General features: G+C 42.4%; 20 protein-coding genes. 8 read left to right on the top strand and 12 right to left on the bottom strand.

Going from position 1 to position 22340, the window contains the following annotated elements; all coding sequences use genetic code 11:
* Nucleotides 1-17 precede the first annotated feature (17 nt).
* The 5 genes from ACQZ43_RS13650 to pcaD form a co-directional block, all read right to left on the bottom strand.
* Nucleotides 18-371: an ISAon1 family transposase N-terminal region protein gene (locus ACQZ43_RS13650; RefSeq protein ID WP_430611753.1), complete on the bottom strand. Its 354-nt coding sequence runs from the start codon at nucleotides 369-371 to the stop codon at nucleotides 18-20.
* The gene (locus tag ACQZ43_RS13655; protein ID WP_430613240.1) at nucleotides 346-2463 is read right to left on the bottom strand and encodes an outer membrane beta-barrel protein; all 2118 of its coding nucleotides are present in this window, start codon (nucleotides 2461-2463) and stop codon (nucleotides 346-348) included. The genes ACQZ43_RS13650 and ACQZ43_RS13655 overlap by 26 nt, the downstream gene beginning before the upstream one ends.
* Before the next feature lie 1099 nt (nucleotides 2464-3562).
* The gene (gene pcaF, locus ACQZ43_RS13660; protein WP_430613241.1) at nucleotides 3563-4771 is read right to left on the bottom strand and encodes a 3-oxoadipyl-CoA thiolase; all 1209 of its coding nucleotides are present in this window, start codon (nucleotides 4769-4771) and stop codon (nucleotides 3563-3565) included.
* Nucleotides 4772-4853: 82 nt separating this feature from the next.
* A complete protein-coding gene (locus tag ACQZ43_RS13665; protein ID WP_430613242.1) occupies nucleotides 4854-6203 on the bottom strand; it encodes a 3-oxoacid CoA-transferase in 1350 nt (449 codons plus the stop codon).
* A gap of 10 nt (nucleotides 6204-6213) precedes the next feature.
* The gene (gene pcaD, locus ACQZ43_RS13670) at nucleotides 6214-6993 is read right to left on the bottom strand and encodes a 3-oxoadipate enol-lactonase (RefSeq protein WP_430613243.1); all 780 of its coding nucleotides are present in this window, start codon (nucleotides 6991-6993) and stop codon (nucleotides 6214-6216) included.
* On the opposite strand from pcaD, the gene ACQZ43_RS13675 reads away from it, so the two are divergent.
* Nucleotides 6992-7165, top strand: a complete 174-nt coding sequence (locus ACQZ43_RS13675) for a hypothetical protein (protein WP_430613244.1) — start codon at nucleotides 6992-6994, stop codon at nucleotides 7163-7165. The genes pcaD and ACQZ43_RS13675 overlap by 2 nt on opposite strands.
* Nucleotides 7166-7223: 58 nt before the next feature.
* Here ACQZ43_RS13675 and ACQZ43_RS13680 read toward each other — a convergent pair whose 3' ends face one another.
* The 4 genes from ACQZ43_RS13680 to ACQZ43_RS13695 form a co-directional block, all read right to left on the bottom strand.
* Nucleotides 7224-8153 (bottom strand): dioxygenase, encoded by a 930-nt coding sequence (locus ACQZ43_RS13680; RefSeq protein WP_430613245.1) that lies wholly within the window; start codon nucleotides 8151-8153, stop codon nucleotides 7224-7226.
* A 34-nt stretch (nucleotides 8154-8187) separates the two neighbouring features.
* Entirely contained in the window at nucleotides 8188-8478 is a 291-nt protein-coding gene (catC, locus tag ACQZ43_RS13685; RefSeq protein ID WP_430613246.1) for a muconolactone Delta-isomerase, read from the bottom strand.
* A gap of 2 nt (nucleotides 8479-8480) precedes the next feature.
* The gene (locus ACQZ43_RS13690) at nucleotides 8481-9602 is read right to left on the bottom strand and encodes a muconate/chloromuconate family cycloisomerase (protein WP_430613247.1); all 1122 of its coding nucleotides are present in this window, start codon (nucleotides 9600-9602) and stop codon (nucleotides 8481-8483) included.
* A gap of 139 nt (nucleotides 9603-9741) precedes the next feature.
* Nucleotides 9742-10626, bottom strand: a complete 885-nt coding sequence (locus ACQZ43_RS13695) for an AraC family transcriptional regulator (RefSeq protein WP_430613248.1) — start codon at nucleotides 10624-10626, stop codon at nucleotides 9742-9744.
* A 420-nt stretch (nucleotides 10627-11046) separates the two neighbouring features.
* Here ACQZ43_RS13695 and ACQZ43_RS13700 point away from each other — a divergent pair, with 420 nt between their 5' ends.
* The 3 genes from ACQZ43_RS13700 (at nucleotide 11047) to ACQZ43_RS13710 (ending at nucleotide 13780) form a co-directional block, all read left to right on the top strand.
* Nucleotides 11047-11634 (top strand): glutathione peroxidase, encoded by a 588-nt coding sequence (locus ACQZ43_RS13700; RefSeq protein WP_430613249.1) that lies wholly within the window; start codon nucleotides 11047-11049, stop codon nucleotides 11632-11634.
* A 69-nt stretch (nucleotides 11635-11703) separates the two neighbouring features.
* Nucleotides 11704-13368, top strand: a complete 1665-nt coding sequence (menD, locus tag ACQZ43_RS13705; RefSeq protein WP_430613250.1) for a 2-succinyl-5-enolpyruvyl-6-hydroxy-3-cyclohexene-1-carboxylic-acid synthase — start codon at nucleotides 11704-11706, stop codon at nucleotides 13366-13368.
* Between the two features lie 67 nt (nucleotides 13369-13435).
* Nucleotides 13436-13780, top strand: coding sequence for a DUF2853 family protein (locus ACQZ43_RS13710; RefSeq protein ID WP_430613251.1), 345 nt, complete (start codon nucleotides 13436-13438; stop codon nucleotides 13778-13780).
* 225 nt (nucleotides 13781-14005) lie between these two features.
* Here the strand turns inward: ACQZ43_RS13710 and ACQZ43_RS13715 are convergent, their stop codons facing one another.
* Nucleotides 14006-14704 (bottom strand): SIMPL domain-containing protein, encoded by a 699-nt coding sequence (locus ACQZ43_RS13715; RefSeq protein WP_430613252.1) that lies wholly within the window; start codon nucleotides 14702-14704, stop codon nucleotides 14006-14008.
* A 46-nt stretch (nucleotides 14705-14750) separates the two neighbouring features.
* Nucleotides 14751-15392 carry a rhomboid family intramembrane serine protease gene (locus tag ACQZ43_RS13720; protein WP_430613253.1) on the bottom strand — a complete coding sequence of 214 codons (642 nt, stop codon included), beginning with the start codon at nucleotides 15390-15392 and terminating at the stop codon, nucleotides 14751-14753.
* 188 nt (nucleotides 15393-15580) lie between these two features.
* Here ACQZ43_RS13720 and ACQZ43_RS13725 point away from each other — a divergent pair, with 188 nt between their 5' ends.
* Entirely contained in the window at nucleotides 15581-16465 is an 885-nt protein-coding gene (locus tag ACQZ43_RS13725; RefSeq protein WP_430613254.1) for a lysophospholipid acyltransferase family protein, read from the top strand.
* Between the two features lie 69 nt (nucleotides 16466-16534).
* Here ACQZ43_RS13725 and glmM read toward each other — a convergent pair whose 3' ends face one another.
* On the bottom strand, nucleotides 16535-17923 hold the full coding sequence (glmM, locus tag ACQZ43_RS13730) for a phosphoglucosamine mutase (protein WP_430613255.1): 1389 nt from the start codon (nucleotides 17921-17923) through the stop codon (nucleotides 16535-16537).
* A 106-nt stretch (nucleotides 17924-18029) separates the two neighbouring features.
* On the opposite strand from glmM, the gene ACQZ43_RS13735 reads away from it, so the two are divergent.
* Genes ACQZ43_RS13735 through ACQZ43_RS13745 form a run of 3 tightly spaced genes read left to right on the top strand, consistent with a single transcriptional unit; the run spans nucleotide 18030 to nucleotide 22157 of the window.
* On the top strand, nucleotides 18030-18614 hold the full coding sequence (locus ACQZ43_RS13735) for an ACP phosphodiesterase (RefSeq protein ID WP_430613256.1): 585 nt from the start codon (nucleotides 18030-18032) through the stop codon (nucleotides 18612-18614).
* Entirely contained in the window at nucleotides 18611-20293 is a 1683-nt protein-coding gene (gene ggt, locus ACQZ43_RS13740; RefSeq protein WP_430613257.1) for a gamma-glutamyltransferase, read from the top strand. Before ACQZ43_RS13735 ends, ggt begins: the two co-directional genes overlap by 4 nt.
* Before the next feature lie 49 nt (nucleotides 20294-20342).
* Complete coding sequence (locus ACQZ43_RS13745; RefSeq protein WP_430613258.1) at nucleotides 20343-22157, top strand: chloride channel protein; 1815 nt, start codon at nucleotides 20343-20345, stop codon at nucleotides 22155-22157.
* Nucleotides 22158-22340: the final 183 nt, after the last annotated feature.

Below are 22340 nucleotides of genomic sequence, written 5' to 3' on the forward strand. Positions count from 1 at the left end.
TACGACAGTCACTGGTCTTAGTATCGATTAATTTCTTTTAAAAAAGAAGCGAACTCTGTTGTCATACGAGTTCCCTTAGCTACTAATTCCCAGTCTCTTTGCACTAATTTGCGAGATTCCTTCTCAAGCCATCTTCGGCGTTTCACGTGAAGATAAACACTGTTTCCTCGCAAGGGAAAGTCTTGTATGGTGGTTTCGTTGTGGAAACCGTGAGCAACCAAGATAAGGTCCTGATGCTCTATGGGAACAACATTGCGCTCTTCAAAATAAAGATGCATAATTTCTGCTTGCTTGGTGGTTTTTACCAAATCAAAATGCTCTACTAAGAATTCGGGTAATATCAATTTAAGTAACTCTACATAGTTGTCCACAGTATCTCTTTTTTTTGCAAAAATCGGAAGTTTTTTTTAATTCACACACAACTTTTGAGAATGATCCGTAATACCCTACTAACTCCGAATTAATTTTCCATGGAAGCTGATATTCTAAATTCGAATACCAGGTAAAACTCCATTTGTCCAAGTCAAATTTGGGATTTAAAACACTTGATTCATACTTGTTATAATTGACTATAATTCCCGTATAGCCCTCTAATCCTGCTATGAAATTTACAGGCGCAAAACCTCTGAAATTCCAATTCTCTCGTTTGGAAAGATTTATCATCGACCTAGATGTTTGGGCTGTAAGATCATTTTGTGAAACCATTTCAAATAAGGCGTCATTGGTATTTTTATACGCTATACTGAAAAATGGTTTACTGTCAAAGCTTAGGTTGAATTGAAAGCTATTGGTAAATTCAGGTTTTAAATTGGGGTTTCCCTGTTCAAAAGTGTAGGGGTCATAATAAAATACAAATGTATTTAAAGAACTGTATGAAGGTCTCAAAATTCGATAGCTATAGGATAAGTTTGCCCCAAATTGTTCATTGATTTTTTTGTCAATACTAGCACTTGGAAAGACTTTAGAAATATTTCTACTTTTTACTTCATGAGGATTTGATGATGTCCCTTCCGTGTAGCTGTTCTCCCAACGTATCCCACCTGAAAACGACCACTCCTTCCATTTTTTAACCATTTTAAAATAGAGCGCAAATATGTTTTCATCTATGAGAAAACGGTTGCTTTGCGCGGGGTCTAGGATAAATTCCTCATTGGTATTTTGACTAAAAGAATCCAAATCATTATCCGTTGAAACTTTAGAATATTTAGTTCCAAGCATCCAATTAAAACCAGCTCCCATCGTCCGTTTATAATCGCCTTTATACGTCATAATTTTATACTTCCCATTCTGAAAATATCGTTGATTATCATACAGAATTTCACTTGCTCCAACCTTATATATATTATTGATATTATCATTGTCATAATGCACGTAATCCATGTCGAGAATCAATTGATTTCCTTCGTTTTCAAACCTATAATACGGATTTAAATTAAACGTTTGGCTACGGCGTTCAAAGCTGTTTTCAGTGCGTAACTTTTCGGATAAACCACTTTTGACAATATCGGTGTTATTGGATGCTATTCGTTCAGAATCTGTGTCAATTACTCTCGTTCCAAATCCAACGATTTGCCGTTCGTTAATATGATAATCCAATCCCCCATTAAATCGAATGGTTTTGGGACTATAAGGCGCTATTGTAGCTTGATCATATACTTCGTTATTGATCCTCCTAGTAATAAATAAATCCTCTCTCCATGACGTTTTTTTATACCCTGCGTCAACTTGCCAATTAAGCTTGTTTCTATAACTAGCTATCGAGCTACTTATTCCATACTCCGGTCTATTATCGTAGCCCGTATTGAGTTTAACATTTCCATTAGTCCCTAAACTGACGTTCTTTTTAAGAATTATATTGATGATAGGTCCTGAACCTTCTGCATCAAATTCAGCTCCTGGCTGCTGAATCAGTTCTACTTTAGCAATATTATCGGCGGGAAAATCACGTAATAAAGACGACATATCCATATAATCCGTCGTTTTACCATTTACAAAAATCTTCACCCCTTGCTGTCCGCCGTAAGTGACCTTTCCATTGACAACAATAATTCCCGGAACCTTTTTTAGAACATCTTGTAAATTTGAACTAACCATTTGCGATTGCTCCAAATTAACGATCAGTTTTTCAGCTGTCTGTTGAATTGTAGGCCGACGACTTTTAATGACGACTTCATTCAATAACCCCACATCTTCTTCTAAAACAAAATCAAAACGCACATTTGAAGTCTCATTAGAAAGAACAAAAACAGCTGATTTTTGAGTTTTAAATCCGATAAACGAGATTTCGAGCAAATAACTGCCGTCCTTAATATTCGAAAACAAATAGCTCCCTTTATCATCGCTCATAGTGCCTGCAACTAATTCATCTGTGATCGAATTATAGAGTACAACATTAACAAAACCCAAAGGTGCTTTTGATGGGTCAAATACCTTTCCAGAAATATCACTTTGAGCATACATCATTCCTTGGAGTTTACTATCACACTAAGTGAAAGCTATTGATGTCTTATCAATACATATAGAGACAATTGCACAAATCATCAATCTTTTAAAGAGATTAACGATTCCTACTCCTCCTTTAATGCCAAATCGGCCAATATGTCTTAAAGTTTCTTTATAATAATTATTGATAAGCGACTAAAACCAAATATCTTTTACGATGGAATTTTTTCCTTATAATCCCATTTTAAAACTCTAATTGACACTTACAAAAAATTATTAGAATCTTTCAGAACAACAATTTCTGAATTATGAAAACTCAAACTATCTTCTCTAAAAATAGAACTAAACACCATTGAGTAATCATCGGGCATACTATTGTTTATATGATGTCTGAAATTCTCTTATGCTACCAATTCAGCAAATTTATATAGTTGGTCAATTTCTAATTTTTCTAAAAATTCACTCAAAAAAACATATTGAGCGAAATTTTTTTTTACATTAAAAGGTAGCTATAATCGATTAAATCAATTCGTAAAACAATACCCCCCGCTGCCGAGCGAGTCCTCTTCAATACTAATGCTATAACATCTATTTACAGTAAACTGTCCAAAGAACATCTCACGTACTAATTATAGCTTTTTTTTAAATATAAAAACACTTGCTGTTCACAAGTAAAATACGCGGAGCTAACTGGGATTATAAAATATATAATTTAAACTCATTTTATTTAAGGAATAAATGAGTTTAAATCGAAAAACAAATCTTTCATGAATACAAAAATTGCGATTGAGCATTCTTGTATTTAATATAGACCACGCGCGAGAACACGCGATTATTAGCAATAGCACAAAATATAAGAAAAAAGGCAGCCTAATAGCTGCTTTTTTTTGCGTTTTAGCCCATTTTGGGCTGCTGAGATTTTAATGGAAATTTAAAAACATCTAAATGATGTTTTTAATAAAAATGAAAAGAGGCCGGCCAAATGCTATTTTGGAACGACCTCAGCGTAGTGGCTGCATAATCAAAACACCTGCTTTTTAATCGAAAATCTACATACTTTACGCAGACTTAGGAATCAGCAAATCAACGAATCAGCAAATCAGCGAATAAAACATTCATTCTATGCCCGTTCTAAAACAATGGCATAACCTTGTCCTACGCCAACGCACATCGTAGCCAATGCATACCGCTTGCCCGTTTTTTGAAGTTCTAAAGCGGCGGTATACGTAATTCGCGTGCCCGACATACCCAGTGGATGACCGATGGCTATGGCTCCTCCGTTGACATTAATTCTAGGATCATCGTCCTTTAATCCCAGCGCGCGTATGCAAGCCAGGGCTTGTGCTGCAAAGGCCTCATTAAACTCCATGATATCTATTTGATCTAAGGTTAAGCCGGCCTTTTTTAGCGCTTTGTGAGTGGCTTCTACCGGGCCAATTCCCATAATTCTAGGGGCCACTCCTACCACTGCCGTTGCGACAATTCGCGCTATTGGTTTTAGCTTATAGGTGGCGATCGCGGCGGCAGATGCTACAAAAACCGCGGCAGCGCCATCATTTAAACCCGAGGCATTTCCCGCGGTTACCGTTCCCCCTTCTTTAAATGCGGGTCTCAATTTGGACAAGCCTTCTAAGGTAGAATTGGAACGTATAAATTCGTCTTGAGAAAAAACAATCGGCTCGCCTTTGCGCTGCGGAATACGCACGGTCATGATCTCTTCGTCCAAACGACCATTGGCGGCCGCTATAGCTGCTTTTGTTTGAGAGGCCAAGGCAAACTTATCTTGATCGGCTCGCGATATCGCGTACATCGCTACTAAATTTTCGGCCGTAATCCCCATGGCATCTGTATGGTTCATCGCGGTCATTTTAGGATTGACAAACCGCCATCCAAAAGAGGAGTCTTCCATTTTGGCATCCACGCCAAAGGCTTTCGACGGCTTAGAAACCACCAAAGGTCCTCGGGTCATGTGTTCCACCCCACCGGCGATAAAAATATCGCCATCTCCAGCCTTAATCGCACGGGCGGCATGTGCAATTGCCGACATGCCTGAGGAACACAATCGATTGACCGTTTCTCCCGGAACACTATCGGGTAGACCGGCTAGTAAACCGGCCATACGCGCAACGTTTCTGTTGTCTTCACCGGCCTGGTTGTGACAACCCAATATGACATCATCGATTTCACTTAAGGGAATACTGGGATTTCTCTTGATCAATTCCGCGATCGGTAAGGCTGCCAAATCATCGGCACGTATAGCGGAAAGCGCACCTCCGAAATTGCCAACAGCCGTGCGGATTCCGTCAATTATATAAGCTTCTTTATTCATTATATGGGTTGTTTAATTAATTTTTAAATAAATATGCAAAAAACGCCTTGTTTATCCTACAAAAAATCGCCGATTCCGTTTATTAGGGCGTTATTTTTTCGTCGAATCGCGCGGCAGTCGACGCGCGCACCTCTTCTAATGAAACCCCCGGCATCAGCTCGATTAAGGTGAGCTTTGCATCGATAAATCGAAAGACCGCTTTATCCGTGATAATCATATCTACTGCTTTCAATGCGGTTAAGGGTAAATCGCAAATTGGGAGGATTTTTGCCTCGCCATTTCTCTCGTTGTGCATCATCGTAATAATCAATCTCTTGGCTCCCGAAGCCAAATCCATGGCACCACCAACCCCCAAGAGTGGCTGTCCGGGCACGGCCCAGTTGGCTAAATTCGCCGCTTCATCTACTTGCAGCCCACCCATTATGGCTACATCCACGTGTTTGCCTCGTATCATCGCAAACGAATCCGCAGAGTCAAAATAGGAAGCACCCGCCAAAGCGGTTACCGGAGTTTTACCGGCGTTAACGGGATAATCCATCGCTCCTCCACCATCAACCGGCGCGGGTCCCACCCCTAACATGCCGTTTTCGGTATGCAGAATGATTCCGTCTTCACCCGTAATCAGATCCGCCACTAAAGTAGGGATACCGATTCCCAAATTGACCACATCCCCTTTTTTCAATTCCCGCAAAGCTCTTTTTGCCATATTCATTCGATTTTCCGAAACTTTTTTACTCGAAGAAACCGAGGCAGAACTCCCCAAATCTTCGACTGTCAAACGCGCTTGAACCAGATAATCCACATAAGATCCCGGGGTGTGGATATCTTCGGGTGCTAGCTCGCCCACCGCTACTATTTCTTCTACTTCTACAATTACCAAGTCTGCCGCTGTAGCCATGGCTCGATTAAAATTTTGTTCGGTCATTCTATATTGCAAATTGCCCGCTGTATCCGCTCTCCAAGCGCGAATAAATGCTACATTTCCCCGTATTCCGAGGATAAACACTTGTTCCACACCATGGATAACCTTGGTTTCACGACCCACGGCCAGCGCTGTTCCAGCTGATGTTGGGGTGTAAAAACCGCCTATACCTGCACCTCCTGCCCGTATGGCTTCTGCCAAAGTTCCTTGCGGCAATAATTCATACGCTACCAGACCGTCTTGAGCAGCCTTAACCGCCTCGGGATTCGAAGTAAAAAAAGAACCGATCATCTTTTTTAATTGTCCATTGCGCAATAAGCGCCCTCCTCCTAAACCGGCTTCGCCCACATTATTTCCAATGAATGTAAGATTTTTGGTTGGGGTTTCCGCCAAAGCGTGCATCAGGTGAACGGGATTACCGGTCATCCCGAAACCTCCTTGTAACAAGACATCGCCGTCTTTCACTAAATTAACGGCTTCCTGAAGAGTAAGCTGTGGTACCTTTTTCATAAATTAAATTTTAATGTTGTGCAAAATATAACAGGTGATTGGCAAAGGCCTCTGGGTGTTCTATATTTGATAGATGCGCTGCATCCAGGGTAGCGAGTTTCGCAAGTGGAACACCTTGTCGTATCCGTTCTCCATCCGCTACCGTGGTTACTTCATCTTGTAATCCCACTATTACTAAAACTGCTACGGATATCGCCTGCAGTTGCGCGCTAAAATCCGCTGCCGCTAAGGCGTGGCAACAGGCGATATAGCCCCTTAGTGAAGTCGCGGCAAAGGCCTCTAAGACTACCGCTACCTCCTGGTGGTGTTTCGCGCGGTAATCCGCACTAAACCAACGTTCAGACGTGGCTGTCAAAATGCTCGCTAAACCGTCTTGACTCACTTGCTCAATTCGGTTGTTCCACCCTTCTGCCGTTCCAATTTTGGCTGCGGTATTGCTGAGGATTATCTTCTCGAACCGACTGGGATGATGAATGCCCAACCACTGTCCCACTAAACCTCCGATGGAGAGTCCGCAGAAGTAAACGCGATCCAACTTCAAGGCGTTTAAAAGTTCAATCACATCCCCTCCCAAGTCGGCTATGGTAAGTCGATCCTGAGCAATGCTGCTTTCGCCATGACCGCGGCTGTCGTATCTCAATATATTGAAATGGGTACGCCACACCGCGATGTTGGCGTCCCACATCGCGAGATTGCTACCTAAAGAATTAGAGAGTACCAAGGTTTTGGGCTTTCCAAAATCTTGGTACTTATAGTGGCATATAAAGTGAGTCAATTCTATTTTCTGCATGTTTTTTACTTTAAAGGTCGTGTTTACGGTATTATACGGTGCAATATCCTATTGGAAAAAGGACGAATACAAGCCGATTTACTTCGTATTGGATACCGATACTTTAGGAAAATCAAGCATATACTCGCCCTCTTCGAATGTGATTATTCAAATTTTGGGTTATTTCGTTTAAATGGGGTTGGTTGATTTCTATAAACGCCGGAGCCGTGTTATGGAAATCATTATTAGGGCTATGCTTCTATGGCCGCTCTAACTCTGTGGTTTTCACCCGGTGCCGCTTTGGGAGTTTCTTTAACCATATTGAAGTTGAATTCAATTTTGGCAAAAGCTTCTTGCTTACCGTATTTCGCAGCTTCTTGAGCGGAAATCCTTTCGATGGGAGGTACTAATTCTGGACGTGTAGCAAAGGCAAAGTCCTCATTGATCAATGGATCGTTTTCAATGTTTATTTGAGTCGTCAACTTTCTATAACCCGGTGCGCTAATAAAAAAATGTATGTGTGCCGGTCGAGATCCATGACGCCCGAGCAATTGCATCAGGGTATCCGTTGATCCATTTGGCGGACAAGCATAACCCACGGGAATAAAGGATTTGAATTCGTATTTTCCATCTTCGCCAACGCGGATGGCACGACGCAAATTAAACTCCGGTTGCGAGGAATCAAAATGAGAGTACAGTCCGTTTAAATTGCAATGCCATACTTCTACCAGAGCATCGGGTATGGGTTTTTTATTTTCATCGCAAACGACGCCACTCATAAACAAGCGCTCCGCATGGGGTTCCACTTCCGTTTCCAATTCTGCATAGGATGTCGATACCGGGGCACCCGCAACGTATAATGGTCCTTCAATGGTACGCGGCGTTCGGTTTTCAATACCGGCTTGTTCATCTTCCCAATCCATCATCACATCGATGAATTTTTCAATACCCGTTCCTGCGAAGACCAATCCAAATTCATTGTTTTTACCTGTTTGCGTTAACCAATCACAGGCTTTCCACATTTCTTCCGAAGTGATATCCAAATCTGCCATAACGTTGAACAGCTCTTTTAACAGGCGATTCACTATCGTTTTAACGCGTGGATTTCCATCATCTTCTCTTTCTTGAGACTTGATCAATTCCAGTGTTTGATCAATGCGTTTCTGGTCAATTCTCTTCATAATTTCTAGGTTTTTAGTTGTTAATCATTTTGTTTTAAATCATTTTATCTCGCAGAGCATTTGGATGCTTACAAAGACTGGTTACTTTGATATTCATGTACGGAAACAACGGCAAGGATCTGATGATTTGATGCAGCTCATCGGGTCCCTCCACATCGAGCACACTGATGTTCGAATACTTACCCGCTACTCGCCATAAATAAACCCATTTTCCGGATTTTTGATGTTCTTGCGAACAGGCTTTCTCCCGTGTCATATAATCTGCAATTTTTTCGGCAGTCCAACTCTCTGGGATTTTTACATCCATTTCTACTACGTATAGCATGTCTATTTTCTTTTATATTTTTCTATTTTATCCATGTCCAATTCAATTCCCAAACCCGGTCCTTCGGGTATTTCCAACGAGTTATTTCGGTATACAATCGGTTTTTTAACAATGTCATCGGTCAGTAGCAACGGACCGAAAAGCTCTGTTCCCCACTCTAAATTGGGAAGGGTAGCGCATAGATGTGCGGTCGCCAAAGTGCCGATAGTACCTTCCAACATCGTACCTCCATACAGTGCTATACCGGCTCCTTGCGCCACCGCTGCCTGTTTTTGCATATTGGTCAGTCCCCCTGATTTTGCGATTTTTAAAGCAAAAACACTCACGGCATGAATCTTCGCCAATTGAAAAGCATCCTGAACAGTTGCTACAGCCTCATCGGCCATTATGGGTACTTCAAAATAGGCTGTCAATCGAGCCATCCCTTCGAAATTAGATTTTGCCAAAGGTTGTTCAATCAAATCGACACCCGCATCTTGCATTTTTTGTATCGCGCGTTTGGCTACTGATTCCGACCAAGATTGGTTGACATCGACGGTAATTTTAACCTCCGAGCCAACCGCTGCTTTTATGGCCGCCACGTGCGCCACGTCTGCCTCGGGATTCCTTCCTCCTATTTTTAATTTGAATGTCTGGTGTCTGTTTTCTGATATGAGCTGTAGCGCTTCATCGATATCCCTTTGGGTATCGCCACTAGCTAAAGTCCACAATACCGGTAAACTGCTCGTTATAGCACCGCCAAATAAAGCCGATACAGGAACGTTTAATCGCTTGCCTTGTGCGTCTAAAAGCGCGGTTTCTATACCGGATTTCGCAAAATTATTTCCCGAAATATGCTGCTCCAACCGATTCATAATGGCCTGGATATAAACTGGATTTTGTCCGAGGAGTAAGGGCTTGAAGTAGGTATCTATCGCCAGTTTAATCCCTTCGGGAAATTCAGAGGCATACGAAATACCTCCAATAGTGGTCGACTCTCCAATGCCTTCAATGCCATCAGAACAAAATATGCGAATGACGACCATCGACTGTTTTCGCATCACCGCCATAGACAGGTGGTGTGGTCTTATAGTCGGTAGATCAATGAGGACGGTTTCAATATTTGTTATCGCAATTGGAGCCATAAAAATTAAAATAAGTGCTGGTTAGTTGTGTAAGTAATTGCTTATCACCTTACAAACTTACTTTAATACCGATATGGATACTAGGACAAATCTTTTATTACTAAGACAAATCTGATGGTTTGGGAAAAAGACCGACCCCTTAGAGGGTCGTTCCAATTTTTTTTCTAAACTCATTAGGAGTCAATCCCAATTTTCTTTTAAACACCCTAGAGAAATAACTCGGATCGTCAAAACCCAGCGTATAAGACACTTCAGATATGGATTTCTCCCCATCGGCAAGGAATAACTGTGCCTGTGTTAAATAGTAATCCATGATGATTTCCTTGGGCGATTTAAAGGCCACCGAGCTGCACACGCGACTTAAATGACCGCTGGCTATTTTTATATCCGCCGCGTATTCTTCGATTGTCTTCTTATAGGAACTGCTTTCTCTTATCAGTTGTTTAAACCGCCGGTAATAGATAATCGCCGAATTGTTTGCCATGGGTATGGCGTGTTGTAGCGACTGCGGCAATCTCCGCAACTGAACGATTAATTGACCGACGAGATACTCCAACATCAACAAACGACCCGTATGCTGCGCCTGGTATTCTTCGATACATTCCAACATCGTCTTAAAAATGGTTTCGGAATAATCTCCTTGTACCACCTTGGTCACTTGAAACATTTCTATCGCTTCAATCACTTCTGCTTCGCGTTTGATCATGTGTTCAAGGACGTTGTCTGACAAACTGATAATCCAGCCCTTAAGCTCGCTGAGGTGTTCAAAACCGTGGTCGGTATTTTTGGGTATGGTAATAAAGGAAGGTCCTTTAATTAATATTTTTTTTTGATCGTAAATCAAATTGGTTTCACCGGCTATCACGGCAAAAATTTGAAACTGATTGTTATGTGCATGTGGCCGTACACTGTTGTTGTGTTCCTTGCCGATAATGCCAAAGGGATATACATAAATGAGGCCTTTCGCAAATTCAATGCGGTCGTTTCCGTATAATCCTTCAAAAAACACTCTATTCCTTTCCATTTTCAGCAACTTAATAGTACGTAATTTACAACATTTTCTTCAATCTTTTTATACAGACCTTACACGCTTTATCGATTAAACCTCAAATGTCTACATCCCCTGCACCTAGAAGCAACAGCATGGGTTCCGCCTAAAAGGGGTTAAAGCGTCTGTCGGATTTGGCGCAGCGCTATTTTGTGCTGAAAATCAGCCGATAGGCCACTTTAAAAAACTGGGGTACACAAAATATCGAAAGAAAAACACCGCTTAATCTTCGTGAAATAGCAACTTTTCCCGGCAACGCGAAGCAAATTTGTTAAAAAGGATACCGATTATTTAGTGCAGCCGCCGTTTCAGTTGCAAAAGCGTTATTTAAAACATAATTAACGTTAGCCAAAATGGGATACGCTATATTTTAAGTAACTTTATAAAAAATTCGAAATGAAAAAATTAGCCTTAGCCTGCGGATTATTATTTCTTGTTAGCTGTAATAACACAGCGCAAACAAAAACAACAGCCAATAACACCATTATGACAGCAAAAGATAACATACAAACGATATACGATTTTAAAGTAAAAGACATTGAAGGTAAAGACTTTGATTTTGCCTCGTTAAAAGGAAAGAAAATCATGATTGTCAATACCGCATCCGAATGTGGCCTTACCCCGCAATACGAACAATTGCAGAGCATTTATCAGGAGTTTAAAGACAAGGATTTCATCATTATCGGTTTTCCCGCCAATAACTTTGGCGCTCAAGAACCGGGATCCAACAAAGAGATTTCTGCTTTCTGCACCAAGAACTACGGCGTGACCTTTCCGATGATGGAAAAGATATCGGTAAAGGGCGATGATATGGCGCCTATTTATCAATTCTTGACCAAGAAAGAGCTCAATGGCCTTCAAGACAGTCAGGTAGAATGGAATTTCCAAAAATACTTGATCGACCGCAGTGGAAAACTGGTTCGCGTAGTAGGACCGCGCATCTTGCCAAATGATCCCGATGTAAAAAACTGGATCAAGGGCTAAGCCATAATATCTCTTTGGATTTATAGATTTCTACTGCTTTGTTTGTATCTTTGAGTTTTACTTTCAGCTATGATATACCCCGAAATAGAACTTGCGCAAAGCATTATCGAAATCTGTAAATCTAAAAACATTCAGCATATTATCATCTCACCAGGATCGCGCAATGCCCCCTTAACCATAGGGTTTGCTAGTGATCCTTTTTTTGTGTGCTACAGCATAGCCGACGAGCGTTGTGCGGCTTTCTTTGCTTTGGGTATTGCACAGCAAATTCATTATCCCACGGCTGTGGTATGCACTTCGGGTTCTGCCCTACTCAACTATTATCCCGCCATCGCAGAGGCTTTTTACAGTCAAATTCCCCTGGTGGTCATTTCTGCCGATCGTCCTACAGACAAAATTGATATCGGGGACGGACAAACCATTCGCCAACAAAACGTATTTGCCAATCACATACTGTACAGCGCCAACCTATCGGAAGCCGCTTCGCCGGAAAACGATGCGCAAATTCAAGAGGCAATCCATACCGCCATCGCTCAAAAAGGACCTATACACCTCAATGCCCCATTTGAAGAACCGCTTTACAACACCGTAGAGCGCCTTAGCGTACAACCGCAGTTCATCGAATACCAAGCCGAAGCAGTCGCCGCGGTAGACGTCGATTACTATGCTGAGAAATGGAAAAAAGCCTCCAAAAAACTGATTTTAATCGGTGTTAATGCGCCAGAGGCCCTGTCAAAACACACCTTGGATTTCTTTGCCGACGACCCGAGTGTGGTGGTGCTTACAGAAACGACCTCCAACGTGCATCACCGCCGTTTTGTACACAATATCGACACCCTGATCACCCCCTTTACCGACGAAGACTTTAGGAACTTACAACCCGATTTACTCGTTACCCTAGGCGGTATGGTCATTTCCAAGAGGATCAAATCCTTTTTGCGCAATTACCGTCCTAAGGCACACTGGCATATCGACTTATGGCGTTTTTACGACACCTTCGATTGTTTGAGCGAGCGCATCAAGGCCGATCCGGAGCACTTCTTTTCACTACTGCAACAACAGCTCAGCGATTACCGCCCAGCCAGCGCGTATCAATCGTGGGTCAACGACCTACAGCAAGACCGGCAGCAGCACCATATCGATTTTTTAAAGGGCATTCCCTTTTCCGATATGAAGGCCTTTGAGCTGATCTTTCCGCAATTGCCCCAGCATTCGCAACTACAAATCAGCAACAGCGCTGCCATAAGGTATGCGCAATTGTTCCCCATACACGAGAGCATAGCGGTGTACTGCAACCGCGGTACCAGCGGTATAGACGGCAGCACTTCTACGTCCATCGGAGCAGCTGTAGGCAGCGCTGTACCCACTGTTTTTATCACCGGCGACATCGGCTTCCTCTACGACAGCAATGCCCTGTGGAACGCCTATATTCCCAAAAACTATAAAATCATCCTGATCAACAATCGCGGTGGCGGTATTTTTCGCATACTCCCCGGACATCGCGAAAACGATATTTTCAACACCTTTTTTGAAACCACTCATGATTACGATATCTCGCACTTGGCAAAAATGCATCAGTTTGCCTACTTTCAAGCGACAGATTCATTGCAATTGACCGAGGTCTTAACCGACTTTTGGGCTATAGACAACCAACCTGCCCTGCTCGAGATCAAAACACCCACCCAAATCAACAACCAAGTTTTAAAGGATTATTTCAACAACTTAGTTAAATAATAATCTATAATCGGACGTAAACTTCTAAAAATTTATTATATTTGGATATAACCAATAAAAAAATAAAATGAGTAAAAGAGCTGAATTAATTGAAAAATACGCGGCAGATTTAAAAGACAAATGCGGCGTTACTCCGAATATGGAGCTATTGGAAAAAGTGACCATCGGATGTGGTCCTTCCATTTACAACAAGGATTCCTCAACGGTTGCCGGTACTTCGAAAGAAGAACTATTGACGGTAAGACAAAATTTTTTGATTAAGAAATTAGGACTAGAAGATTCCCCAAAATTAGATGAAGCCCTCACTAAGGTTATGCATCAATACGGCGACTCCAACAGAAATAAATACAGAGCTGTTGTGTATTACTTATTGACCGTTCACTTCAAAAAAGAAAGCGTTTACAAAAAATAACTTTAAAGAATTCTTTCTTTAAAAGCCAAAAGCCTTGATGATTTCAAGGCTTTTTTTATGCATACCACCCGCGGTTGTATCGTCGATCTTCAGGTCATTGAGCCCTTCGTCCCGGGATTGCCGGGCTCCGCGCTGCCGTTTCAGCGAAACCGGGCTCTATACACTATATAAAAAAACGGGCTTTCCCAACTCGTGAGAAAGCCCGTTTTACAAGGGATTATATACTTATTCCAAATTGAAATTGATCGATACGTTGGCACTTACTTCAATCTCACCTATGGCTAAGGTTTGATCTAAACTCTCCATATCTGCAGACATACCCGCTTTAGCAGCATACATCACAGGACGCGGCGAATACGAAACGGATTCGTCACTCACAAAGATTGCTTTACCCACTTTTTGCCCCAAAGCATTTGCATAGTCTGTCGCTTTTTTCTTAGCGTTAGCCACGGCCTTAGTTCGCGCTTCGGTTTGGTAATCCGCTTCCTTAGACGATTTAAACTCTACGCCTTGAATTTGGTTGGCTCCAGCCTGAATCAATCCCAACATCAACTCTTCATAATTAGCCAAATCTTTCAACTGAATCGTGATGGTTTGGTTCGCTTGAAAATAATCTTGTTTGGTTTCGTAATCTCTATTTTTATACAGATTTACACGTTGTGTTTGATAGTCCTTTTCTGCGATTTTCATCTTTTTAAGATACTTGATGATATTGGCAATCGCCACATCGTTTTCTTTTTTTACAGCTACCGCTTCACTACCGCGATTTTCTGTTCCAATAGTAATCGTAGCCTGGTCGGGTTTAATAGAAACTTTTCCCACACCGCTCACGCTGATTTGAGGTGTTTGCATAGCTGTTGGATTTTGAGCATTCATAGTTAAAGCGAATAAAAAGGTTGCGAATAATGCGGATAATTTTTTCATAAAGTTTGATTGTTTTAATTAGTATTTTCAAAAACGATGCCACAAATTAGAGCTTATTGGTTTTGATCAATACAAAAAGTGCTACTATGGGTATAAGTAACAGTCCCACAAGTACCGGCTGGGTCATAACAATTTCTGGAGATTTGGTCAAGGTCAATACAAAGCCGCCTATCGCCCCGCCAAAATGGGCGGCGTGACCAATGTTGTCGCTATTCTTTTTCATGCCGTAAATCGAATAAAGCAAATACCCGATACCAAAAACGTAGGCCGGAATGGGAATCGGGATAAAGAACATATACAGGTTCATACCGGGATTGAGCAATATGGAGGAATACAGTACCCCCATTACCGCACCAGAGGCTCCAATAGCCCTGTAATGCGGATTGTTTTTATAGAAGGACAAAGTCAATACGTTCCCGACGATTAAGCTGCCGACATAGATGACCATAAAGTAAAAACTGGAATAATACGCGACAACTATGGGCGCAAACATATACAGGGTAAACATATTAAAAAACAAATGACCGATATCGGCATGAAGAAAAGCCGAACTGATCATTCTGTATTTTTCGCCGCTTTGAATGCGTCCGATATGGAACTCGTATTTAGAAAAGAAACTGGGGTCGTTAAAGCCTTTAAAACTGACCAATGCGGTCACGGCAATTACTACGATTAAAATGGGAGTCATATCATGAATTTAGTGAGTAAAAATAAGGATAGTTTTTTAGAAAGGAATAAATTGTGCGCAAAAACGTTTAATAAAGTATCTTTGTAAAAATTATAAAGCGATATAATCGCAATGGGGCTCTCATTTTGACCGGAACTTAGTACCATTCAAGATGCAACGAACTCGAAGACTTAAAAAAATCAGTATCTATGAATTTTATAATTTATATAGTGGCCTATCCGCTGCTGTGGTTACTTTCCAAGCTTCCTTTTCCCGTTTTTTACTTGGTGTCGGACTGCTTATTTGTATTGGTTTTTCACGTCATTCGCTACAGGCGTAAAACCGTTCAAGAAAATTTGCGCATGACGCTGCCCCATTTATCCGATGCAGAACGGCAAACCATCGAAAGGCGGTTTTACCACTATATGTGCGATATGTTTTTGGAAATGGTCAAAACCCTTACGATTTCTAAAGAGGAGATGAGTAAGCGCTATGTGTTTACCAATATTGAAATGCTGCAAGAGTTGGAAAAAACCAATAAGAGCATTATATTATTCTGTGCGCATTACGCCAGTTGGGAATGGATCATCATCTTGGGTAAATACATCAATTACAAGGGCTTTGGCATTTATAAGAAAATACAAAACCCTTATTTTGACAAGCTCATCCACCAAATTCGCTCTCGATTTAATGCGGAATTAATCGATACCAGTCATACGATTAAAGCAGTACTGGGCAACGAATCCAAGGGTATTAAAGGAGTATATGTCTTTGTCAGCGACCAGTCGCCTATGGTAGAGGATGCCAATTTTTGGATGAATTTTATGAATATGGAAGTACCCGTACATACCGGTGGTGAGGCCTTGGCTAAAAAACTGGACATGCACGCGGTATACCTCAAGGTAGAGCGTGTCGGGCGCGGTTATTACCAATCGACTTTTGTGTCCTTGGCCGAAGAGACCAAGCAGGTACCCAATTACGAGATTACAGCCCGTTTTATTCGCGAGGTGGAAAAGCAAATCTACCAGGCTCCAGAATATTACTTTTGGACGCATAAGCGATGGAAACACCGCGGTAAAAATCCCAAGAAATAAACCGTTACCCAAACCTTTACAAGCCGTGAGAGTACGGGAATAAAAAATGGAGCCGAAGCTCCATTTTTGTTAGATATTAGCCAGTTTTTTAATCTGTGCTATGGTCTTTTCCGCCAAGGCATCGGCCTCTTCTTGAGTCGGTGCTTCTGTATAAATTCGGATAATGGGCTCCGTATTGGATTTTCTCAGGTGAACCCATTCGGTTTCAAAATCAATCTTTACCCCATCAATAGTGGTGATTTCTTCCTGCTGATGCAAATCGGCCATCGCTATCAAGATTTGGTCTACATCGAGCGTCGGTGTAAGCTCAATTTTATTCTTACTCATATAATATTGCGGGTAAGACGCGCGCAATTGGGAAACCGACATTTTTTGTTTGGACAAATACGTCATAAACAGCGCTACGCCTACTAGGGAATCGCGACCGTAATGCAGTTCGGGGTAAATGATACCCCCATTGCCCTCTCCGCCGATTACCGCATTGTTTTCCTTCATCAATTCCACCACATTTACCTCTCCAACCGCCGCGGCCTGATAGCCTCCGTGGTATTTGTTGGTGATGTCTTTAAGCGCTCGGGACGAAGATAAGTTCGACACGGTATTGCCGGGAGTCTGACTCAACACATAATCGGCACAAGCGACCAAGGTATATTCTTCGCCAAACATTTCGCCATCTTCGGATATAAACGCCAAGCGGTCGACATCGGGATCGACAACGATACCCAAATCCGCTTTTTCTTGAACTACCAATCGAGAGATATCGGTAAGGTGTTCCTTGAGCGGTTCTGGATTGTGGGGAAAATGCCCCGTGGGATCGCAGTACAACTCGATGACTTCCACCCCCATACGACGCAGTAAATTGGGAATTACTATACCGCCAGACGAGTTTACACCGTCTACCACCACTTTAAAACCGGCTTTTTTAACCGCCTCGGCATCGACGAGTTTTAATTTTAAGACTTCTTCTATATGCAAATCCATATAGTCGTCTCTATAGGTTAACTGACCCAAATCATCTACTTCGGAAAACAAAAAAGCGGCAGCTTCGGCTATATTTAAAATTTCAGCCCCATCTGCTCCACTGAGGAACTCCCCTTTGTCGTTTAACAACTTTAAGGCATTCCACTGTTTTGGATTGTGTGAAGCCGTTAAGATAATACCGCCATCGGCCTGCTCTAAAGGAACGGCTATTTCAACGGTAGGAGTGGTTGAAAGTCCCAAATCAATCACATCAATACCCAAACCGATCAAGGTATTGGTGACCAAATTGTGAATCATGGGTCCCGAAATACGCGCATCGCGCCCCACCACCACTTTTAATTTATCTTTGGTGCTGTTTTGTTTTAAAAAAGTTCCGTAGGCAGAAGCATACTTTACGGCATCTAATGGAGTAAGGTTGTCTCCGACCTTTCCTCCTATAGTTCCCCTGATTCCGGAAATAGATTTAATAAGCGTCATATATTTTTAAGTTTTTCATTTAATTACAACAAATATAGTCAATTGAAAAGTTTTAATTTTTTTAAAAAAATAAAATTTACTAACTTATAATTACTTATTTTGTACTATGAATTTTTTAGCCCATATTTACTTGTCTGGAGATTCGGATTTCCTGAAAATCGGCAATTTTATTGCCGACAGTATTCGCGGTAAACAGTACTTGGATTTCCCTTTGGGAATTCAAGAAGGCATCCTCTTACACAGAGCCATTGACTCGTATACCGATTTTCATCCGATTTTCCGCAAGAGCAAACACCGACTTGTGCCTAATTACAACCATTATTCCGGTGTGATTGTCGATATCTTCTACGATCATTTTTTAGCAAAAAACTGGTCGCTGTATTCCGATATTCCCTTGGAAGTGTATGCGCAGTCCTTTTATAAATTGCTCGAACAACATTTCGAGCTGCTGCCCTTGCGCATTCAAAACATGATACCGATTATGATGGCGGAAAACTGGTTGGTAAAATACCGCACTACCGAAGGTATCCAACAAATATTGACCCAGATGGATCGTCGAACCGACTATCAGTCCAAAATGCAGTATGCCGTGGCAGATTTGACCGAGGCTTATATCGATTACGAAGAAGAATTCACCCTTTTCTTCGAAGAAATCAAAATTTACATCAAAGAAAAAGCGATTAACTTATGAAAAAAGTTCTCTTAGTGCTCTTGTTAACCACCTATGTTGGTTATGCACAAAAAGCCAAACCCGCAATAGGTGTTATTGCCAAGTCTGCCATGGTGGTTTCAGCCAAATCAGAAGCCTCGGCAATCGGGTTGCAAATCTTAGAACAGGGCGGAAACGCTTTTGACGCTATGGTTGCAACAGAATTGGCCTTGGCGGTATGTTACCCCAGTGCAGGAAATATAGGAGGCGGGGGATTTATGGTGTATCGAACAGCTGATGGAAAAAAAGGATCTTTGGACTACCGCGAAAAAGCGCCTTCCCGAGCTACAGCCAATCTCTTTTTAGATGAAAAAATGGAGGTTATCGATAAAAAGAGTACCCAAAGTCCCTTTGCCGTAGGTGTACCCGGTACCATAGCCGGTTTGTTTGAAGTACACCAAAAACACGGAAAACTCCCCCTTTCGCAAATCGTAGCACCCGTTATTAAATTGGCGGAAAAGGGATTTGTGCTTACAAAAAAAGAAGCCGATAAACTCGACCGTTACCGCGAGGTTTTACGCCAGGTAAACGGGGCAAACTCCCTGTATTCCAAAGTGTACAAAGTCAACGATACCATCAAAAATCCCGCATTTGCCAAAACCCTGGCGCGCATTTCCCAAAATGGGCAATCGGAGTTTTACGAAGGGGAAACCGCTCAAATTTTAACGACCTATATCGAGTCAAAAGGAGGAATACTTTCTATGGACGATTTAAAAAACTACCAAGCCGTTTGGAGAACGCCCATCACCTTTACCTATGGCGATTTAGAGATCACTTCGATGGCACCACCCAGCAGTGGCGGGGTCACCATGGGACAAATATTTAAGATGATCGCACCTTATGGACTGTCTAAACTGGGTTATCACAGCCCGGAAAGCATTCAAGTCATCACCGAAGCGGCCCGTCGTGCCTATGCCGATAGAAATTATTTCTTAGGTGATCCCGACTTTGTCGACAATCCCATTGAAGCGCTTTTAGAGGATACCTATTTATACGGTCGTATGAATTCTTTTTCCTGGCACCAAGCCACGCCGTCCTCCGCGATTCGACAGGGAGATATTCCCTATACCGAAAGCACCGAAACCACGCATTACTCTATAGTAGATCCCCTGGGCAATGCCGTGTCGGTAACGACTACCTTAAACGATAATTTCGGGTCCAAACTCTATGTAGACGAACTCGGAATTTTTCTAAACAACGAAATGGACGATTTCAGCATCAAGCCCGGTGTTCCCAACAGCTATGGTTTGGTGGGCAACAAGGCGAATAGCGTGGGGCCCAACAAGCGCATGCTCAGTTCGATGTCGCCAACCATAGTCGAAAAAAATCAGCGCTTACACATGGTATTAGGCACTCCTGGAGGCTCGACTATCATCACGGCCGTCTTGCAAACCATCATCAATGTGAGCGACTACAATATGGGCATGCAAGAAGCGGTCAATGCACCGCGTTTCCACCACCAGTGGCTGCCGGATCAGGTGACTTTTGAACCCAAGGGATTCGACCCTAAAACCTTGGATATCTTAAAGAAGAAAGGTTATATCATCGAAGAAAAAAACAATGTCATCATCGGAAAAGTCGATGCCATACTCGTCTTGCCCGACGGCAGTTTAGAAGGTGGTGCCGATCCTCGAGGAGACGATACGGCCAAAGGATTTTAAATAGCAAAAAGACTTTGTTTCTCCGCATTATTCCCTGTACTTTTGATCTATGAAAAAAACGAACAAGTCTCGAATAAAATATACTGTCAGTCAAACTTTTAGGTATTTACAAGGTTCGATTTACTTTTTAAAATCGATCCTCTCCGAGCGCCAATTTATTTATTTTTCATGTGTTTTAGTCGGGGCATCGTCTGCCTTGGCCGTAATTGTATTAAAGTATTTTGCCCACTCGGTTTTTCGCTTTACCAATTATATCGACGGCATCCTTCACCTGCCTTATAGCAATAGTATCTTGCCGATCATCGGAATTTTATTGACGGTGTTCGTCATTCGAAAATTCCTAAACGGCAGCATTGAAAAGGGAACGGCTCAGATTATGATTGCCGTCGCCAAGCGTTCGGGCATGATGCCCAAAAAGCAAATGTACGCGCAGATAGTAACGAGTTCCCTAACCGTGGGTATGGGAGGTTCTGCCGGACTGGAGTCACCGATTACCATTACCGGAGCGGCCTTTGGTTCGAATTACGCACAGGCCTATAAACTCAATTACAAAGACCGCACCTTGCTCTTGGCCTGTGGCGTAGCCGCCGGTATAGCGGCCGCCTTTAATGCCCCCATAGCGGGTGTACTCTTTGCCATAGAGGTGATTTTGGCCGATATGAGCGTTTCTGCCTTTATTCCCATCATGATTTCATCTGCTACGGGAGCCATCGTTTCCAATATGGTGATCAAAGAGGATATCTTGCTGTCGTTTAAACAACAACTGACCTTTGATTCGAGCAATATTCCGTATTATGTGCTCACGGGCATACTCGCGGGTTTGGTTTCGGTTTACCACGCGCGGATGTTTAGACGCATCGAACATTACTTCGCCAAATTCCAAGGCAACGTCTATAAAAAAGCCCTGATTGGCGCCTCCTTATTGGCGGTGTTAATCTTCTTTTTCCCGATGTTGTTCGGGGAGGGTTACGAGAGCATCAAAGCCCTGTCCAGCGACCATCCTCAGATGATTTTAGACAATTCCCTCTTGGCCAATTTCAAATCGAACCAATGGATATTGTTGTTTTTTGTCGGTTGTACCTTGTTTATCAAAGTAATTGCCACGGGTCTCACCCTGGGTAGTGGCGGTAACGGAGGTAATTTTGCACCATCCCTATTCGTAGGCTCTTATTTGGGCTTTGTCATCTCTAAATTTGTCGGCCTCATCGGCTTAAAGGAGCTTCCGGTAAGCAATTTTACCGTTGTGGGCATGGCCGGTGTTTTGAGCGGTTTGTTTCACGCTCCATTAACCGCCATCTTCCTCATTGCGGAGATCACCGGAGGATACGGATTGATGATTCCGCTACTCATCGTGTCTTCCATCAGTTTTGCCATTTCCAAAAACATGGAAAAGCATTCTATGGACATCAAATCCATCGCCGATACCGGTATGGTCTTTACCTCGGATAAAGACCGCAACATCCTGAGCACTATAGTAGCTCATAAATACATCAAGAAAAACATACAAACCCTGACACCCGAGCACAGCACCGCCGATGTGGTGGAGATATTTTCGTCGACAAAGCAGACTTTTATTCCGATCATCAATCCCGACGAATCCATCATGGGCATCATTAATTTCGACTCGGTGCGCCCCGTGGTATTCAGTTCTTTTCACACCAAGTTTACGCCTTTAAAGGATCTGATTGAAACTCCGGTCATCGTTTCGTATTCCGATTCCACGGAGATCATCTTGGAGGCCATCGAAACCAACAAGGTCGAAAACGTTTTGGTGCAGCAAGACAAAAAATACATCGGATATTTAAACAAATCCGAACTGCTCGAAGTGTACCGCTCGAGTTTGAGTTCGATGCGCATCGAATAAGTGCCGTTTGCTGCTCTTGCCGCACGGCGGTACGAAAAGCCGAGGAACAACACTGTTCTTTTTTCCATTAGCCGCTGTTTATTGCGGTGATACACGCACTTTTTTGCCTAAAAGTACGCATTCATCCCATGGTGCTCTTTGAAAAATAGCGCGTAGACTTGCTTCAATATCATCGAATTAATT

Origin of the sequence: Flavobacterium sp. JP2137, from assembly GCF_050562195.1 — a bacterium.
Lineage (GTDB): Bacteria > Bacteroidota > Bacteroidia > Flavobacteriales > Flavobacteriaceae > Flavobacterium.

What these genes read in the sequence shown, in the direction of transcription:
- ACQZ43_RS13720 (WP_430613253.1), bottom strand. Translation starts at nt 15,392, where the DNA reads ATGACTCCCATTTTAATCGTAGTAATTGCCGTGACCGCATTGGTCAGT.
- pcaD (WP_430613243.1), bottom strand. Translation starts at nt 6,993, where the DNA reads ATGCAGAAAATAGAATTGACTCACTTTATATGCCACTATAAGTACCAA.
- ACQZ43_RS13715 (WP_430613252.1), bottom strand. Translation starts at nt 14,704, where the DNA reads ATGAAAAAATTATCCGCATTATTCGCAACCTTTTTATTCGCTTTAACT.
- ACQZ43_RS13665 (WP_430613242.1), bottom strand. Translation starts at nt 6,203, where the DNA reads ATGAAAAAGGTACCACAGCTTACTCTTCAGGAAGCCGTTAATTTAGTG.
- ACQZ43_RS13655 (WP_430613240.1), bottom strand. Translation starts at nt 2,463, where the DNA reads ATGATGTATGCTCAAAGTGATATTTCTGGAAAGGTATTTGACCCATCA.
- ACQZ43_RS13735 (WP_430613256.1), top strand. Translation starts at nt 18,030, where the DNA reads ATGAATTTTTTAGCCCATATTTACTTGTCTGGAGATTCGGATTTCCTG.
- ACQZ43_RS13700 (WP_430613249.1), top strand. Translation starts at nt 11,047, where the DNA reads ATGAAAAAATTAGCCTTAGCCTGCGGATTATTATTTCTTGTTAGCTGT.
- ACQZ43_RS13745 (WP_430613258.1), top strand. Translation starts at nt 20,343, where the DNA reads ATGAAAAAAACGAACAAGTCTCGAATAAAATATACTGTCAGTCAAACT.
- ACQZ43_RS13675 (WP_430613244.1), top strand. Translation starts at nt 6,992, where the DNA reads ATGTTTTTTACTTTAAAGGTCGTGTTTACGGTATTATACGGTGCAATA.
- menD (WP_430613250.1), top strand. Translation starts at nt 11,704, where the DNA reads ATGATATACCCCGAAATAGAACTTGCGCAAAGCATTATCGAAATCTGT.
- ACQZ43_RS13680 (WP_430613245.1), bottom strand. Translation starts at nt 8,153, where the DNA reads ATGAAGAGAATTGACCAGAAACGCATTGATCAAACACTGGAATTGATC.
- ACQZ43_RS13710 (WP_430613251.1), top strand. Translation starts at nt 13,436, where the DNA reads ATGAGTAAAAGAGCTGAATTAATTGAAAAATACGCGGCAGATTTAAAA.
- pcaF (WP_430613241.1), bottom strand. Translation starts at nt 4,771, where the DNA reads ATGAATAAAGAAGCTTATATAATTGACGGAATCCGCACGGCTGTTGGC.
- ACQZ43_RS13725 (WP_430613254.1), top strand. Translation starts at nt 15,581, where the DNA reads ATGAATTTTATAATTTATATAGTGGCCTATCCGCTGCTGTGGTTACTT.
- ggt (WP_430613257.1), top strand. Translation starts at nt 18,611, where the DNA reads ATGAAAAAAGTTCTCTTAGTGCTCTTGTTAACCACCTATGTTGGTTAT.
- catC (WP_430613246.1), bottom strand. Translation starts at nt 8,478, where the DNA reads ATGCTATACGTAGTAGAAATGGATGTAAAAATCCCAGAGAGTTGGACT.
- glmM (WP_430613255.1), bottom strand. Translation starts at nt 17,923, where the DNA reads ATGACGCTTATTAAATCTATTTCCGGAATCAGGGGAACTATAGGAGGA.
- ACQZ43_RS13690 (WP_430613247.1), bottom strand. Translation starts at nt 9,602, where the DNA reads ATGGCTCCAATTGCGATAACAAATATTGAAACCGTCCTCATTGATCTA.
- ACQZ43_RS13695 (WP_430613248.1), bottom strand. Translation starts at nt 10,626, where the DNA reads ATGGAAAGGAATAGAGTGTTTTTTGAAGGATTATACGGAAACGACCGC.